Source organism: Flavobacterium sp. NPDC079362, from assembly GCF_050267765.1.
Taxonomy (GTDB): domain Bacteria; phylum Bacteroidota; class Bacteroidia; order Flavobacteriales; family Flavobacteriaceae; genus Flavobacterium; species Flavobacterium azizsancarii.
Window position 1 is genome coordinate 65,500 of sequence record NZ_JBNNFM010000016.1, and the last position, 15,470, is coordinate 80,969.

The 15,470-nt window shown below is 34.1% G+C and carries 13 protein-coding genes; 9 read left to right on the top strand and 4 right to left on the bottom strand.

Features of this window, described 5'->3' with window-relative positions; translation table 11 throughout:
- Position 1: 1 nt before the first annotated feature.
- Positions 2-247, top strand: coding sequence for a hypothetical protein (locus tag ACQKCJ_RS14590; RefSeq protein WP_427402283.1), 246 nt, complete (start codon positions 2-4; stop codon positions 245-247).
- Positions 248-594: 347 nt separating this feature from the next.
- A complete protein-coding gene (locus tag ACQKCJ_RS14595) occupies positions 595-1,482 on the top strand; it encodes a carbon-nitrogen hydrolase (protein WP_427402284.1) in 888 nt (295 codons plus the stop codon).
- 128 nt (positions 1,483-1,610) lie between these two features.
- Here ACQKCJ_RS14595 and ACQKCJ_RS14600 read toward each other — a convergent pair whose 3' ends face one another.
- On the bottom strand, positions 1,611-2,879 hold the full coding sequence (locus ACQKCJ_RS14600; protein WP_427402285.1) for an OmpA family protein: 1,269 nt from the start codon (positions 2,877-2,879) through the stop codon (positions 1,611-1,613).
- 221 nt (positions 2,880-3,100) lie between these two features.
- The gene (locus ACQKCJ_RS14605; protein WP_271337744.1) at positions 3,101-4,624 is read right to left on the bottom strand and encodes a choice-of-anchor I family protein; all 1,524 of its coding nucleotides are present in this window, start codon (positions 4,622-4,624) and stop codon (positions 3,101-3,103) included.
- A gap of 186 nt (positions 4,625-4,810) precedes the next feature.
- On the opposite strand from ACQKCJ_RS14605, the gene ACQKCJ_RS14610 reads away from it, so the two are divergent.
- Positions 4,811-5,851 carry an agmatine deiminase family protein gene (locus tag ACQKCJ_RS14610; RefSeq protein WP_427402286.1) on the top strand — a complete coding sequence of 347 codons (1,041 nt, stop codon included), beginning with the start codon at positions 4,811-4,813 and terminating at the stop codon, positions 5,849-5,851.
- Between the two features lie 384 nt (positions 5,852-6,235).
- Here the strand turns inward: ACQKCJ_RS14610 and fahA are convergent, their stop codons facing one another.
- A complete protein-coding gene (gene fahA / locus ACQKCJ_RS14615) occupies positions 6,236-7,519 on the bottom strand; it encodes a fumarylacetoacetase (RefSeq protein ID WP_271337746.1) in 1,284 nt (427 codons plus the stop codon).
- Between the two features lie 108 nt (positions 7,520-7,627).
- Here fahA and glyA point away from each other — a divergent pair, with 108 nt between their 5' ends.
- From glyA to ACQKCJ_RS14635, 4 genes are all read left to right on the top strand, one after another.
- Positions 7,628-8,902, top strand: coding sequence for a serine hydroxymethyltransferase (glyA, locus tag ACQKCJ_RS14620; RefSeq protein ID WP_271337747.1), 1,275 nt, complete (start codon positions 7,628-7,630; stop codon positions 8,900-8,902).
- Between the two features lie 160 nt (positions 8,903-9,062).
- Complete coding sequence (locus ACQKCJ_RS14625; protein ID WP_271337748.1) at positions 9,063-9,656, top strand: tRNA-(ms[2]io[6]A)-hydroxylase; 594 nt, start codon at positions 9,063-9,065, stop codon at positions 9,654-9,656.
- 277 nt (positions 9,657-9,933) lie between these two features.
- Positions 9,934-10,974 (top strand): GMP reductase, encoded by a 1,041-nt coding sequence (locus tag ACQKCJ_RS14630; protein WP_427402287.1) that lies wholly within the window; start codon positions 9,934-9,936, stop codon positions 10,972-10,974.
- A 20-nt stretch (positions 10,975-10,994) separates the two neighbouring features.
- Positions 10,995-11,492 carry a GNAT family N-acetyltransferase gene (locus ACQKCJ_RS14635; RefSeq protein ID WP_427402288.1) on the top strand — a complete coding sequence of 166 codons (498 nt, stop codon included), beginning with the start codon at positions 10,995-10,997 and terminating at the stop codon, positions 11,490-11,492.
- A 149-nt stretch (positions 11,493-11,641) separates the two neighbouring features.
- Here the strand turns inward: ACQKCJ_RS14635 and ACQKCJ_RS14640 are convergent, their stop codons facing one another.
- Positions 11,642-12,220 (bottom strand): pentapeptide repeat-containing protein, encoded by a 579-nt coding sequence (locus ACQKCJ_RS14640; RefSeq protein WP_271337751.1) that lies wholly within the window; start codon positions 12,218-12,220, stop codon positions 11,642-11,644.
- A 331-nt stretch (positions 12,221-12,551) separates the two neighbouring features.
- Here ACQKCJ_RS14640 and aspA point away from each other — a divergent pair, with 331 nt between their 5' ends.
- Both aspA and ACQKCJ_RS14650 read left to right on the top strand, forming a co-directional pair.
- Complete coding sequence (gene aspA / locus ACQKCJ_RS14645; RefSeq protein ID WP_271337752.1) at positions 12,552-13,961, top strand: aspartate ammonia-lyase; 1,410 nt, start codon at positions 12,552-12,554, stop codon at positions 13,959-13,961.
- Between the two features lie 156 nt (positions 13,962-14,117).
- Entirely contained in the window at positions 14,118-15,383 is a 1,266-nt protein-coding gene (locus tag ACQKCJ_RS14650; protein WP_427402289.1) for a BamA/TamA family outer membrane protein, read from the top strand.
- Positions 15,384-15,470 lie beyond the last annotated feature (87 nt).

Below are 15,470 nucleotides of genomic sequence, written 5' to 3' on the forward strand. Positions count from 1 at the left end.
TATGGGTGCTTTAGAATTAAGAGATAGTGTTTTAGAATATATAAATGCTGCAGACGAACGTCTTTTAAAAGTTGTTAAAGCGGTTATTGAAAGCTATCAGGAAGAAGAAATAGTTGTTTTTTCTGTTGAGGGAAAACCAATTACAAGAGCTGTTTATAAAGAAGAATTAGCTACTGCAAAATTAGATATTAAAAAGGATAATGTGATTTCGCAGGAAGATTTAGAAATAGAATCTGAGAATTGGTAATGAGTGAAGTTAAAAAGATAATTTGGACAAATTCAGCAAAAGATCAGTTTAAAAAATATTTTTAATTATTACAAAGAAAAATCAGTTCAAAGCGCCCACAATATAAAAAATGATATTTTAAAAATTACAAAGGATATTCATTTTACGGAACAATATCAAAAAGATGAAATTGAACCAGAATACCGAGAATGAAGTTGTTTGTATTGTTAGGGTATTTCTGACAAAAAAGTGATTTTGTAAAACAAATATGAAGAGCTTAATAAGCTCTTTTTTTATAATAGTAAGTAAAGAAACACTCTTTGTCATTCCTCCAAAAATTACTATTTTTGCAGTCTAAATTTTATGTCATGCCGAAAAGAAAATATAAAATCGCCGTTATACAATTAAATCTTAACGACGTTGCCGAAAATAATCTTAAAAAATGTATCAGTTGGGTAAAAGACGCTGCCAATAAAGGAGCAGAAGTAATCTTGTTACCGGAATTATATAGCAGTCATTATTTTTGCCAAAGTGAAGATGTCGATAATTTTGCTTTAGCAGAACCACTTTACAGTACTTCATTTATTGCTTTTAGCGAATTGGCAAAAGAATTGGGAGTTGTAATAATTGTTCCTTTTTTCGAAAAAAGAATGGCTGGAGTTTACCACAACAGTGCTTATATTATTGATACAGATGGTACAGAAGCCGGTTTATACCGTAAAATGCATATTCCGGATGATCCTCATTTCTACGAAAAATTCTATTTTACACCTGGTGATTTAGGTTTTAAAGCAATTGAAACTAAAAAAGGAAAAATAGGAACACTTATTTGTTGGGATCAATGGTATCCTGAAGCTGCACGTATTACAGCTTTAAAAGGAGCCGAAGTATTGTTTTACCCTACAGCTATTGGATGGCATCCAAAAGAGAAAGAACAGTACGGAGAAAACCAATATGGGGCCTGGATGAATGTAATGAAAGGTCATGCGGTTGCAAATGGAGTTTTTGTTGCTGCAGCAAATAGAATTGGTTTAGAAAAATATATCGAAGGTACCGAAGGAATTCAGTTTTGGGGAGCGTCGTTTATTGCAGGTCCTCAAGGCGAGATTTTAGCACAGGCTTCTCATGATCAGGAAGAAATTTTGATTGCTGAGGTTGATTTAGATCTTCAGGAAAATGTACGTCAGAACTGGCCATTTTTCAGAGACAGAAGAATCGATGCTTTCGGTGATATTACAAAAAGAGCAATTGACTAATTCAGTTAATTAATATATAATAGAAAAAGGACGAAATATAATTTCGTCCTTTTTTTTATTTCCTGCAGTAAAAAAAAGTCCGCTCCAAATATTTTGAAGCGGACTTTTTACTATTATTTATAAAAAGATTATTTTACCTGGAAAGTAACTCTTCTTACGATTTGACGAGCTTCTTTAGATTTTTTGTTCACAGAAGTGTCTTCACCATTAGCGATTACATTCAGTCTTGAAGAATCAATTCCAGCATTTTCAGCTACTTTTTTCACAGCTTCAGCTCTTTTTCTTGATAATTCAGTGTTATAACTAGAACTTCCAATTTCGTCAGCATTTCCTATGATATCTGCAGATTTACCTGGATTGTTTTTCAAGTATTTCACTAAGAAATCAACACCTGATAACGAAGCATTTGTTGGTTTAGAAGAGTTAAAGTCAAAATATACATTCACATAACCACCGTTAATCAATTCTTCAACAGTATTGTTTGTAGTTGTACTTTCGCTTCCTTTTTTAACATAAGTTTTGTCTAGGTAACTTTCTAATTCATCCGGAACACCATTTTGATTGTTGTCAATAGATTGTCCTTTTGTATTTACAGCAACTCCGGAAACAGTATTAGGTTCTAAGTCGTATAAATCAGCAACACCATCTTTGTCAGTATCAATAAGATTAGTTTCAATAGTAGTAACTCTGTTTTCTAATTGATTTAATCTTTCATTTTCTTCTGAATACCAATCAGCATGTTTAGTATTTTTACCTAAGTAAAAAGTCAAACCAACAGAAGCATTCAATAATACACCGTCTAATGAACCAGTAGTAGTTGTTGCCTGACCATCAAAGTTATGGTTTTGTCTTCCGTTAACAATACCGGTAAGATCTCCAGTAATTGCAATTCTGTCACTTACTCTAATTTGTCCTGTTAAACCAGCGATTCCATGAGCCATGTAATCTTTTCCGTCAAAACCTTTGTCGGAGCTTAATTGAGAAACACCAAAACCACCATGTGCTAATAAACCGAAAGTATTGGTCCAGGTTTCAAAGTTTAAAGCTCTACCAAGGTTAACAACCCCTTGTAAACTCGCTCTGTAATATTTACTATCAAATTCAGGAGTGTCATCACGTTCTTGAAATTGATCATAACCAACATCCAATTTCAAACCAAATTTAGGATTAAACATATATCTTACACCTAAATCTGCGTGAAACAGGTTAAGAGATTCAGTAGAATAACCAGGAGTTATTGCTCTAAGTGGTTTGTTTACCCCGCCATTCAATTCAACAGACCATTTATTGTATTCAGGTTTGTCAATTGATGGCTGAGTCGAAGTCGTTGCCATATTTTGCGCGCCTGCAGCGAATGTTAGTAGTAAAAGCGAGACTGAAGCTAATTTCTTTTTCATGATATCCAATTTTTATTTAATTGTTATTATTTAAGAGTTTTTCGTTTTAAACTCATTGACAAAATTATAGCAGGAGTTTTAATTTGTGTTCTATTTGGTGTTACATAATTCCCACCTTTTGGGTTTTATTTATGTAAATACGTTAAAACAATCAAAATATTTGGGCAAAAAAAGGGGCTAAATTTATATTTAGCCCCTTTTGGAATTTGTAAATGTGAAAGTTATTTTAAATCTGGTTGGTATATTTTTATTGTGCCATCTCCCTCACTACTAACAACTAACAAACTTCTTTTTGTTGGACTTTTAGAAGCTGGGATGAATAAAATCCCTTCAGGGGCATCTCCGGTTTTTACAGTTTGCAAATATTGTGGCGAATTTGGATTGGTTACATCATAAGTCATAAAAGCATCTGATCTTTCCAGGCCAACAAACAGAATATTCTGACTTCCCATCTTAACAGCTACCACAGCTTCCGGTTCTGAGCCTTTATCATCGCTGCGTTTGTCATCATAAGTACCAAGTTCATTCGTTTTTTTGTCAACATCATTTTTGCTGTCGTAAACAATTTTTCCGGTATTTCCGTTCCAGATTGAGAAAGAACGAGCTCCAAAAGCAACTAGTTCGTCAAGGTCTCCATCTCCATCAGTATCTCCCATATCCGCAATAAGATTTAATCTTCCCAGATTTGTTTCTAGTTTTAAAGTTGCGGCATCAGGAAAAGCAGTTGCATCAAGTTTCATGTCTTTCATTCTTTTAATATCAGAATAAGCGGTATATTCTCTTGCATCACCTTCGTTTGCCGTTACAAAATAAGGAACGTTATTAGCAGAAAAGTGGCTAATACCATCAGGCATATACATCCCTTTTACTTTCCAGGGATTAAAAGCTATTTTATCATCCTTGTCGCTAACATCAATAGCATTTTCTGCAGTATTGAAATTTTTAAATCCTAACGGGTAAATTGCGGTAATAGTTTTAGAAGTCAAATCTACTTTTGCAACACCATTATTTTCTTGTAATGTTACCCAGGCCGTTTTCGAATCATCAGAAATTGTAACATATTCTGGTTCGATATCCTGTGCGAAACTTTTTGCGAACTTCGAAATTCTGAAACCTTCTTTCTGCAAAGCAGCCGCCTGACTGCTGAAAGAACTAAAATCTAAAGTCGTAACGGCATAATTGTTAGCAACCTCAATGATAGAAATAGTACCGTTTGGATCTTGCGAATAATCAGTATTTGGTTCTCCTTCGTTAGCTGTCATAATATATTTTCCGTCAGGCGAGAAAGTAACCATATCCGGCAATGCGCCTACAGTAATTTGTTTGATTAGGCTATAATCAGTAGTATTAAAGATTACCACCTTTCCATTTCCTTGTTTGTTTACAGTTGATTCTAAGGCAACGGCTAATTTTCCGTCATAAACAGCAACACTATTAGATGCTCCTTCATATGGAGTCAGGTCTATTTTACCAATTTTGACTGGTTTTGTCGGATCAGTTAAATCAATTACATCAATTTGGTTTGTTCCGCTATTATTTACTGCAAAAAGTTTCTTTGTTTTTTCGTCGTAAGCCGTTATTTCTGCTGCGCCTTCGCCACCTATTGTGATAGAGCCTATTTCTTTAAAAGTTCCCGGGTTTTCATTGACAACAACTTCAGGTACTCCGTTGTTTGAATTTTCGTCATTATTACAGCTTATCATAATCGATAAAGCTGCTAATAAGGACATACTTAGTTTTTTCATTTTTTGTGTTTTTAGTTTTGCCAAATGTAATTAGGAGATCCTGAGTGTATATTAAGGCTGTATTATTTAATCTTTAACTTAATTTTTATCAGATAATTTATATAAATACGATATGATTTTAGTTGTACTATTTTATAATCCTTTTGAATGATTATCTTTGTACTCTTTCAAATTTAGAACCTCTTTATGTCAACAAATAATAGAAGATTTCCAGCAGAATGGGAAAAACAACAAGGAATCGTATTGTGTTTTCCGCATAATGGCAACGACTGGCCAGGTAAATACGAGGCTGTTCAATGGGCTTTTGTAGAATTTATTAAAAAAGTAGCCACTTTTGAAACTGTTTTTTTGGTCGTAGCCGATGAAAAACTAAAAGAAAAAGTAGCCGAAATGTTAGAAAGAGCCCATGTAAATGTTGCAAACGTCTCTTTTATCATTCATAAAACCAACAGAAGCTGGATGCGTGATTCAGGACCAATTATTGTAAAAAATGGTTCGAAAAGAGAAGCATTAAACTTCAATTTTAATGGTTGGGCAAAATATAAAAATTATCAGTTAGACAAATTTGTTCCGTCTAAAATTGCTGAATTTATTGATGTTCCCTTAACACAAGTGGTATATAAAGGAAAGCCGGTAATTGTAGAAGGTGGTGCGATTGATGTAAACGGACTAGGAACTTTATTGACTTCTGAAGAATGTTTGATGCATCCATCTATACAGGTTCGAAATAAGAATTTTACGAAGGAAGATTACGAAGCTGTTTTCAAGGAATACTTAGGGGTTACAAATGTAATTTGGTTAGGAGATGGAATAGAAGGGGATGATACGCACGGTCATATCGACGATTTATGCCGATTCGTAAACGAAGATACGATTGTAACAATTGTAGAAACAGATAAAAATGATGCCAATTACAAACCATTACAGGATAATTTGAAGCGTTTGCAAAATGCAAAATTAGAAGATGGAAAATTTCCAATTATTGTAGCATTGCCAATGCCAAAACGAGTAGATTTTGAAGATTTAAGATTACCGGCAAGTTATGCCAACTTCTTAATTTTGAATAATTGTGTTTTGGTTCCTACCTTTAATGATAGCAATGACAGAGTTGCGCTAAATATATTAGCAGAATGTTTCCCTGACAGAGAAGTAATCGGAATAAGTTGTGTTGATTTTATCTGGGGATTTGGGACATTGCATTGCTTGAGCCAACAGATTCCGGTTTAGGTTTAACCACGAAGGCACGAAGTTGCTACGTTTTTTTTTGTATGCTTGTGAAGCTGATCGATCCCAAAGTTTTTGGAGAAACCTCACAAAGTTTTGTATAATAATTTTAGTCTCACAAACCCGACAGGTTTTAAAAACCTCTGGGGTATAACGCCAGAATTTGTCAATTTCGACCAAAGGGAGAAATCACACAAGGAACTCCGCAAAGGAAGTTAATCTTTGTCGATTCATGAATGTGATTTCTCCCTTTGGTCGAAATGACATAAAATGAGAAAAAATCATTTTAATCCTTTAATCTGTGGTGAAAGAATAAACAAAAAGCCTCGGAAAATCACTTTCGAGGCTTTATATTTTTTATATCTCTTCAGATAATTTATCTGCTCTTCATGGCCTGATAAATGGAGGTAAAAGCTGGCTCGCAACTTCTCCAAAACCAAGACGTACTTCAGCATTTTCGCAGAAACCTCTAATAATTACTGTATCATTATCTTCGATAAATTTACGCTCGCTGCCATCTTTTAATTTGATCGGATTTTGTCCTCCCCAAGTCAATTCTAACATAGAACCAAAACTATCAGGAGTTGGGCCTGAAATAGTTCCTGAACCCATCATATCACCAGAATTTACACGACAACCGTTTGAGGTATGATGTGCTAATTGCTGACTCATTGACCAATATAAATATTTAAAATTTGATTTAGAAACGATAGTTTCTTCAGCTTCTTCAGGTTTGATTGAAACTTCTAAATGAATATCAAAAGCTTTTTTACCTTTAGTTTGTAAGTAAGGAAGCGGCGACGGATCTTGTTTAGGACCTTTAGTTCTAAAAGGTTCAAGAGCATCCATAGTCACAATCCATGGAGAAATTGATGTAGCAAAGTTTTTGGCTAAGAATGGTCCAAGAGGCACATATTCCCATTTCTGAATATCGCGCGCGCTCCAGTCATTCAGTAAAACCATTCCGAAAATGTAATCTTCGGCTTCATACGTTGGGATATTTTCTCCCATTATATTAACATCAGTCGTAATAAAAGCAGTTTCTAATTCGAAATCTACTAAACGAGACGGACCAAAAACAGGGTATTTTTCTCCAGCCGGTAAAGTTTGTCCCATTGGTCTGTGCACCGGAATTCCGGACGGAACAATTGTAGAGCTTCTTCCATGATACCCAACCGGAATATGCAGCCAGTTTGGTAATAAAGCATTTTCAGGATCACGAAACATTTTTCCAACGTTCGTAGCGTGCTCTTTACTGGAGTAAAAGTCAGTGTAATCGCCTATTAACACAGGCAATTGCATTTCGACATCATCAATTTTAAAAATAACAATATCTCGATCTTTTGTTGAATCTCTTAGTTGAGGATTAGTCTCGTCGAAAATATCAGCGATGCGATTTCGAACTAAACGCCATGTTTTTTTTCCATCAGAAATAAAATCATTAAGCGTATCCTGCATGAACATATCATCTGTTAAATCTATTCCTGAGAAATAGTTTAATTGTTGTAAAGCTCCTAAATCTATAGCGTAATCGCCAATTCGTGTTCCTACTGTAACGACATTTTCTTTGGTAAGAAATACACCGAAAGGAATATTTTGAATAGGGAAGTCGCTATTTTCTGGCACTTCTAACCATGATTTTCTTTTGGTATCGTTAGCGGTTATTGGCATGTGAATGTTAATTATTTGTTGAAAAATTCTATGTCAAATATATCATAATCTAGCAGTTTGACAAACGTTTTTTTGTATTTTTGCAGGAAATTAACGAAAAACGAAAAAATGCAACGCGACGAACAAATTTTTGACCTTATACTAGAGGAACAAGACAGACAAATTCACGGATTAGAACTTATCGCTTCAGAGAATTTTGTAAGTGATGAAGTAATGGAAGCAGCTGGTTCTGTTTTAACTAACAAATATGCTGAAGGATATCCTGGCAAAAGATACTACGGAGGTTGCGAAGTAGTTGACGTTATTGAGCAAATTGCAATAGACAGAGCTAAAGAATTATTTGGTGCTGAATATGCAAACGTGCAGCCACACTCAGGATCTCAGGCAAATGCTTCAGTATATCATGCTTGTTTACAGCCAGGGGATAAAATATTAGGTTTCGATTTATCTCACGGTGGCCACTTAACCCACGGATCTCCTGTAAATTTTTCAGGACGTGTTTATGTTCCTGTTTTTTACGGAGTAGATAAAGAAACTGGTCGTTTAGATTATGATAAAATTCAGGAAATAGCAACAAAAGAACAGCCAAAATTAATCATCGCAGGAGCTTCGGCTTATTCTCGTGATATGGATTTTGAGCGTTTCAGAGTAATTGCTGACAGTGTAGGAGCAATCTTGTTTGCTGATATTTCGCACCCTGCAGGTCTTATTGCAAAAGGATTATTGAACGACCCAATTCCACATTGTCATATTGTTTCTACAACAACACACAAAACATTACGTGGACCACGTGGAGGTTTGATCCTGATGGGGAAAGATTTTCCAAATCCAATGGGATTAACAAATCCAAAAGGAGAAATCAGAATGATGTCTGCTTTATTAGATCTTGCTGTTTTCCCTGGAAATCAAGGAGGACCTTTAATGCACATTATCGCTGCTAAAGCTGTAGCTTTTGGCGAAGCATTAAAAGATGAATTCTTTACTTATGCTTTGCAATTGCAAAAAAATGCAAATGCTATGGCAGATGCTTTCGTAAAAAGAGGATACAACATTATTTCTGGCGGAACTGATAACCACATGATGCTTATTGACTTAAGAAATAAAAACATTTCTGGTAAAGAAGCTGAAAACGCGTTAGTAAAAGCAGAAATTACAGTAAATAAAAATATGGTTCCATTTGATGATAAATCACCATTTGTAACTTCAGGAATTCGTGTTGGAACAGCTGCAATCACAACTCGTGGTTTAGTTGAAGAAGATATGGAAACTATCGTAGCTTTAATCGATAAAGTTCTTGCTGATCACACAAATGAAGCAGTTATCGAAGAAGTAGCAAACGAAGTAAATGAAATGATGAGCGAAAGACCAATTTTCGTATACTAAAAAATAAAATTTGAAACTTAATTGTTTCAAGTTTCAGGTTTCAAGTTTAAAGTTTTGTGACGCGTAAAACATGCGCATAACAAAACTTTAAACTTTTTTCGTTCTTAAAACAACTTGAAACAAAGAAAACTTGAAACAAAATAAAACAAAATAAGAGACCATGGGCGTACTAAGATTACAATTGCCAACAGATCCTAGATGGGTAAATATTGTAGAAAAAAATATTGAAGAAATCCTGACAGATCACGCTTGGTGCGAGCAAAAAGCAGCAACAAACGCGATCACGATTATTACTAATAACTCAGAACATCAGGATTTGGTAAAAGATTTATTGGCTTTAGCCAAAGAAGAAATCGACCATTTTGAGCAAGTTCATAATATCATCATCAAAAGAGGATTGAAACTAGGACGCGAACGCAAAGACGATTACGTAAACGAATTGTATTTGTACATGAAGAAAAGCGGAGACGGAAGCAGAGTTTCTGGTCTTGTTGAAAGATTACTTTTTTCGGCAATGATCGAAGCCAGAAGCTGCGAACGTTTCAAAGTTTTGTCTGAAAATATCAAAGACGAAGAATTATCTGTTTTCTACAGAGATTTGATGGAGAGTGAAGCCGGACATTATGTTACTTTTATTACCTATGCCAGAAAATACGGAGTAGGAATCGACGTTGAAAAACGATGGAGGGAATGGCTTGCTTACGAAGAATCAATTATTACCAACTACGGAAAAGGGGAAACGATTCACGGGTAGGGTTTTAGTTTTTAGTCTCAGTCTCGGTTTTCAGTTTTCACGTTTGTCACGTTGAGCGGAGTCGAAACGCGTTCCAATGAGAAAGTTTTCAGTCTCAGTCTTAGTTTTTGCGCTTGTCACGTTGAGCGAAGTCGAAACACGTTGCTATTGAAACCTTTTACGTAAAGTCTAAATAAAAAAAATCCGTTTAAAATCCGTGTCATCCGCGAGCCAACCAATCGCAAAGTTTTAATAATCTAAAATTTCTTATATTTGGGAGTAACGAAAATTTAAAACCATGAGAATAGAAACTGATTTGAAATTAGGGTTTAAAGACGTGATGATTAGGCCTAAAAGATCTACATTAAAAAGCAGGTCAGAAGTCTCGTTAGAGCAAAATTTTAAATTTTTGCACAGTACTGCAACCTGGACAGGAATTCCTATTATGGCCGCTAATATGGATACTGTGGGGACTTTTGAAGTGGCTCAGGTTTTAGCCGGAGAAAAACTTTTTACCGCTATTCATAAGCATTACACACTTCAGCAATGGAATGATTTTCTACAAAATGTTACACCTGATTTCTACAATTATATAGCGATTAGTACAGGAACAGGACAAGAAGATTTTGCTAAAATTGGTCATGTTATCACAGCCAATCCGTTACTTAAATTTATTTGTATTGATGTTGCAAACGGGTATTCAGAACATTTTGTTCAGTTTTTAAAACAAACGAGACTACAATATCCGGACAAAGTCATTATTGCCGGAAATGTAGTTACCGGCGAAATGGTTGAGGAGTTATTACTGGCCGGAGCAGATATTGTAAAAGTTGGCATTGGTCCCGGTTCTGTTTGTACAACTCGTGTAAAAACAGGTGTTGGATATCCACAACTTTCAGCTATTATAGAATGTGCCGATGCGGCTCACGGTTTGGGCGGGCACATTATAAGCGATGGCGGATGTAAAACTCCGGGAGATGTTGCCAAAGCTTTTGGCGCAGGTTCAGATTTTGTAATGTTGGGAGGAATGCTTGCCGGACATGATGAAAGCGGAGGAGAATTGATCGAAGTAAATGGCGAAAAATTCAAACAATTTTACGGAATGAGTTCGACAACAGCAATGGATAAATATGTTGGAGGAGTGGCAGAATACAGGGCAAGTGAGGGTAAAACAGTTCAGGTTCCGTTTAAAGGGCAGGTTATCAATACAATATTGGATATTTTGGGAGGTTTAAGAAGTACGTGTACTTATGTTGGAGCTTCCAGATTAAAAGAACTTACAAAGCGAACCACCTTTATAAGAGTAAGCGAACAGGAAAATCAAATTTTTACAAAATAATAAAACATTTTAGATACAACATGATCACGATTTCAGAAGTAACTATAAACGACATTAAACAAATTCAAAATATAGTAAACATTACATGGCCAATTACTTATGGTGAGATTCTGTCAAAAGAACAATTAGATTATATGTTGGGGCTTTTTTATTCTACGGAAGCTTTAACGGAACAGTACAATAAAAAAGTACAGTTGTTTTATATGATTGATGAGGATGAAGCTAATATTGGGTTTATCGGAATAGAACATAATTATAACGGACAAGCAGCAACTAAAATTCATAAAATATATCTTTTACCAGAAACGCAAGGAAAAGGAATTGGTAAAAAAGTGGTCGATGAGATTGAAAAATTAGCTAAAAATAACAATTCAAAAGCATTATTGTTAAACGTAAACCGATTTAATACCGCTTTAGGTTTCTATAAAAAAATAGGTTTTGAAGTTGCTCAAGAAGTAGATATTGAAATCGGAAATGGTTACCTGATGGAAGATTATGTTATGGAGAAGAAGTTGTAATAAAGTAAACACGAATTTCACGAATTATCACTAATTCTTAATGTCTGGTTTATTTTTTGAAATTAATTTTCACTAAATAATTCGTAACAATTCGTGACTCAAGACAGAAAGTTGAACAGACGAAGTAAATTCGTGTACGATTTTTGCTCTTAACTCACAACAACATCATGCTTAAACAATAAGCCTTTTACCTCTTTCAAAGAAAAAACAGCTTTCTTCAGTTTAGTTTTTGATGGATCAATAGTATAATTGTAACTTGTTTTAAAATCGGCTTTATTAGCGATCGCTTTATCAAATTCTGAGCGATACAAGTCACAATTATCAAAAAGAACGCTTGTAAGATCTGTTGCCATAAAATCTACGGCAATCAAACTACAATTAGTAAATGTAGTCCCTTTTATTTTTAAGGTATAAAACTTCGAAAAATCTAAAATACAATCATAAAAATTTACTTCGAAGATGAGTTTGTCGCACATGGCAAAATTCACTTCTTTGATTTCACATCTATTAAAAGTAGCTGTTCTAAAAGCCACGTAATTTATTTTGGCTTCGTTAAAAATGCAATCATTAAAAACGCAGTCAATAAAAGTTACTGCTAAGAAAGTACAGGCAGAGAAATTACAATTATTAAAGACGCAGCATTCAAAATCCTTGAAATTCGCATCATCTCTGTTATAAGTAATAGTATTGTATTCTTTATCAAGAAAATATTCGGACTCTTTTTTCAAGGCAATTTTTCATAATTATTTAAGAGCGAAAAGATAATAATTACCTTGCAAAAACAGAGCACTAAACTGCATTAATTTTTACACTTTCTAAAATTGGTTTTTCTTGATAAAATAAGCACATTGGTCATGTAATTTTATAAATCAAGACGTTTTTTTTATGCCTGTTTTTTATGAATATGATATTTTTAAAGCCTTAAAATGATAAGTGTTTAATTTTTAAGCTTTATATTTATAAAAATTTATTAATATTTAATTTAAAATGTTTTATTATAATATTAATTTGCTGTAGCTTTACACTGATTTTTAAGTTAAAACGTAACACTTATATTATATGGGATCAACAAGAAAAGAACATGATTTTTTAGGGGAATTAGATATTCCTAATCATTTATATTATGGTATCCAAACTTTCAGAGCTGTAGAGAATTTCAATATTACCGGAATTCCAATTTCAAAAGAACCTTTATTTATTAAGGCTTTGGGATATGTAAAAAAAGCAGCAGCTTTAGCAAATAAAGATTGTGGAGCACTTGACCCAAAAATTGCCGAGGCAATCTGTTACGGAAGTGATCAGGTTATTGCAGGTAAATTTGACCAGGAATTTGTAAGCGATTTAATTCAGGGTGGAGCCGGAACATCGGTAAATATGAATGCAAATGAAGTTATTGCTAATATTGGTCTGGAATATCTGGGGCATAAAAAAGGTGAATATAACTTTTTGCATCCAAACAATCATGTAAACTGTTCTCAATCTACAAACGATGCTTATCCATCGGCTTTTAGAATAGCACTTTACATGAAAATGGAAAGTTTTATTAAAACATTAGAAGGTTTAGAAGTTGCTTTTGCAGCAAAAGGAGAAGAGTTCAAAAGTGTTTTAAAAATGGGAAGAACGCAATTGCAAGATGCGGTTCCTATGACTTTAGGACAAGAATTCAGATCTTATGCTACTACTATAGGAGAAGATGTTAAAAGGTTGAAAGAAGCTCAAAGCCTGGTTTTAGAAATTAACATGGGAGCTACTGCAATTGGAACAAGAGTAAACGCACCGGAAGGATATCCTGAAATTTGTGTGAACTATTTAGCCAAAGAAGTAGGTATTCCGTTAACGCTTTCACCAGATTTAATTGAAGCTACTGTTGATACCGGAGCTTATGTTCAGATTATGGGAACATTGAAAAGAACAGCGGTAAAAGTATCTAAAATCTGTAACGATTTAAGATTATTGAGTTCAGGGCCAAGAACTGGTTTCAATGAAATCAATTTGCCTGCACGCCAGCCGGGATCTTCGATCATGCCTGGAAAAGTTAATCCTGTAATCCCGGAAGTAGTAAACCAGACTTGTTTTTATGTAATTGGTCAGGATTTAACAGTTACAATGGCTGCTGAAGCAGGACAATTGCAATTGAATGTAATGGAACCTGTAATTGCTTTTGCAATGTTTACATCATTAGATTATCTTTCAAATGCAATTCAGACTTTAATAGATAAATGTATCGTTGGGATTACTGCAAATGTAGATCATTGCTACAATATGGTAATGAACAGTATTGGAATTGTAACACAATTGAACCCTATTTTGGGTTACGAAGTAAGTGCCAGTATTGCGGGAGAAGCTTTAAAAATGAATAAAAGCGTACATGAAATTGTAGTGGTAGAAAGAAAATTAATCACACAGGAAAAATGGGATGAAATTTATTCATTAGAAAACTTAATTAATCCTAAGTTTATCACGAAATAAAAGTATTATTTTAAAATATATTTCAAAAGCCGCCAGTTTTTTTATTGGCGGCTTTTTTATTGGGTAAAATCTAATGTTGTTTTTGTTAAAGTGTTGAAAATAAGGCATATATTTACATGTGGATTAAAGGTTTTTTCGGAAAATTAAAACTTTAAAATGGTAGAATTTTTAAAAAATATTTACTTTAATCAATATAAAATCTTAGGGTTGCTTTTCTTTATTTTTCTTAATTCAACAGGACAAACAGAAAGTACTACTTCAGAATTATGTTCGCCTAAAACTATTCTCGAAATTTTCAAAAAGAAAGATTCAGTATACGCTGTTAAACCTACAAAAAACAATTTTTTCCTTATTATTCCCGCAATTGGATCTCAGCCCGCAACCGGATTCTTTTTTGGCGGAGTCGCGCAATATACTTTCAAAGGGAAACAAGCATCAGATAAATATTCTATCGCCAATTTAGGCATAACATATACTACGAAAAAGCAATGGCTCGTAAACGTAAAAAATAATATTCTGCTCAACAACAACAAGATTTTCCTGAGCGGGGATTATCGATTGTATATTTTTTCGCAGCCTAATTACGGCTTGGGAACCGATATAATTCCGCATCACAGCAAGCAAAATCATTTTAACGTCGATTCTATTGCACAACCTATGGATTATGATTATTTCAAATTTCATCAGACAGTATCTTTTGAAGTCGCCAAAAACTTTTATGTTGGAGGAGGAATAAATCTAGATTGGTATTCGAGTATTAATGATAAGAATTTAGATGTCGAAAATGCAAAATATACGTATCATTATACCTACAGTCAGGAACATGGATTTAATAATTTAGAATATTTTTTAAGCGGAATGAGTCTTAATTTGGTATATGATTCAAGAGACAATCAGGTAAATTCGACCCACGGATGGTTTGCCAATATCAATTATCGTTTTAATCCTGTTTTGTTTAATAATCAGCAGTATAGTAATGTTTTGTATGCAGAATATCGACATTTTATTCCTGTCTCAGCTAAAAATGAAAGATATATTTTAGCAATTTGGGCTTACGGACAATTTGTAACGCGCGGAAAAGTACCATATTTAAACTTACCCGCAATTGGCTGGGATCAACGCAGCCGAAGCGGAGAAGGGTATACGCAAGGATTGTTTAGAGGAGATGGTTTAATATATCTTTCAACAGAATTCAGGTTTCCAATTACTTGCGATCAGATGTTTAGCGGCACTGTTTTTACCAATTTTGTAACAGCGAGTAATATAGATAACAAAGTTTCGCTTTTTAATTCTGTTCAGCCTTCTGCCGGAATTGGTTTGCGCATTTTAATTGATAAAAAAACAAGAACAAACTTAATTGTAGATTATGCGTGGGGTAATAATTCGAAAGGTTTTTATCTGAATGCAGGTGAAACGTTTTGAATTGTATAATGTTGTTTGCAACAAAGAAAGCATTCGCCGTCGACGAATGCTTTTTTTTTGATGTTACCAATGATAATTGTTCTTAAT

Excerpts from the sequence above, each read along its gene's own strand:
- ACQKCJ_RS14590 (WP_427402283.1), top strand. The coding sequence starts at position 2 with ATGGGTGCTTTAGAATTAAGAGATAGTGTTTTAGAATATATAAATGCT.
- ACQKCJ_RS14595 (WP_427402284.1), top strand. The coding sequence starts at position 595 with ATGCCGAAAAGAAAATATAAAATCGCCGTTATACAATTAAATCTTAAC.
- ACQKCJ_RS14600 (WP_427402285.1), bottom strand. The coding sequence starts at position 2,879 with ATGAAAAAGAAATTAGCTTCAGTCTCGCTTTTACTACTAACATTCGCT.
- ACQKCJ_RS14605 (WP_271337744.1), bottom strand. The coding sequence starts at position 4,624 with ATGAAAAAACTAAGTATGTCCTTATTAGCAGCTTTATCGATTATGATA.
- ACQKCJ_RS14610 (WP_427402286.1), top strand. The coding sequence starts at position 4,811 with ATGTCAACAAATAATAGAAGATTTCCAGCAGAATGGGAAAAACAACAA.
- fahA (WP_271337746.1), bottom strand. The coding sequence starts at position 7,519 with ATGCCAATAACCGCTAACGATACCAAAAGAAAATCATGGTTAGAAGTG.
- glyA (WP_271337747.1), top strand. The coding sequence starts at position 7,628 with ATGCAACGCGACGAACAAATTTTTGACCTTATACTAGAGGAACAAGAC.
- ACQKCJ_RS14625 (WP_271337748.1), top strand. The coding sequence starts at position 9,063 with ATGGGCGTACTAAGATTACAATTGCCAACAGATCCTAGATGGGTAAAT.
- ACQKCJ_RS14630 (WP_427402287.1), top strand. The coding sequence starts at position 9,934 with ATGAGAATAGAAACTGATTTGAAATTAGGGTTTAAAGACGTGATGATT.
- ACQKCJ_RS14635 (WP_427402288.1), top strand. The coding sequence starts at position 10,995 with ATGATCACGATTTCAGAAGTAACTATAAACGACATTAAACAAATTCAA.
- aspA (WP_271337752.1), top strand. The coding sequence starts at position 12,552 with ATGGGATCAACAAGAAAAGAACATGATTTTTTAGGGGAATTAGATATT.
- ACQKCJ_RS14650 (WP_427402289.1), top strand. The coding sequence starts at position 14,118 with ATGGTAGAATTTTTAAAAAATATTTACTTTAATCAATATAAAATCTTA.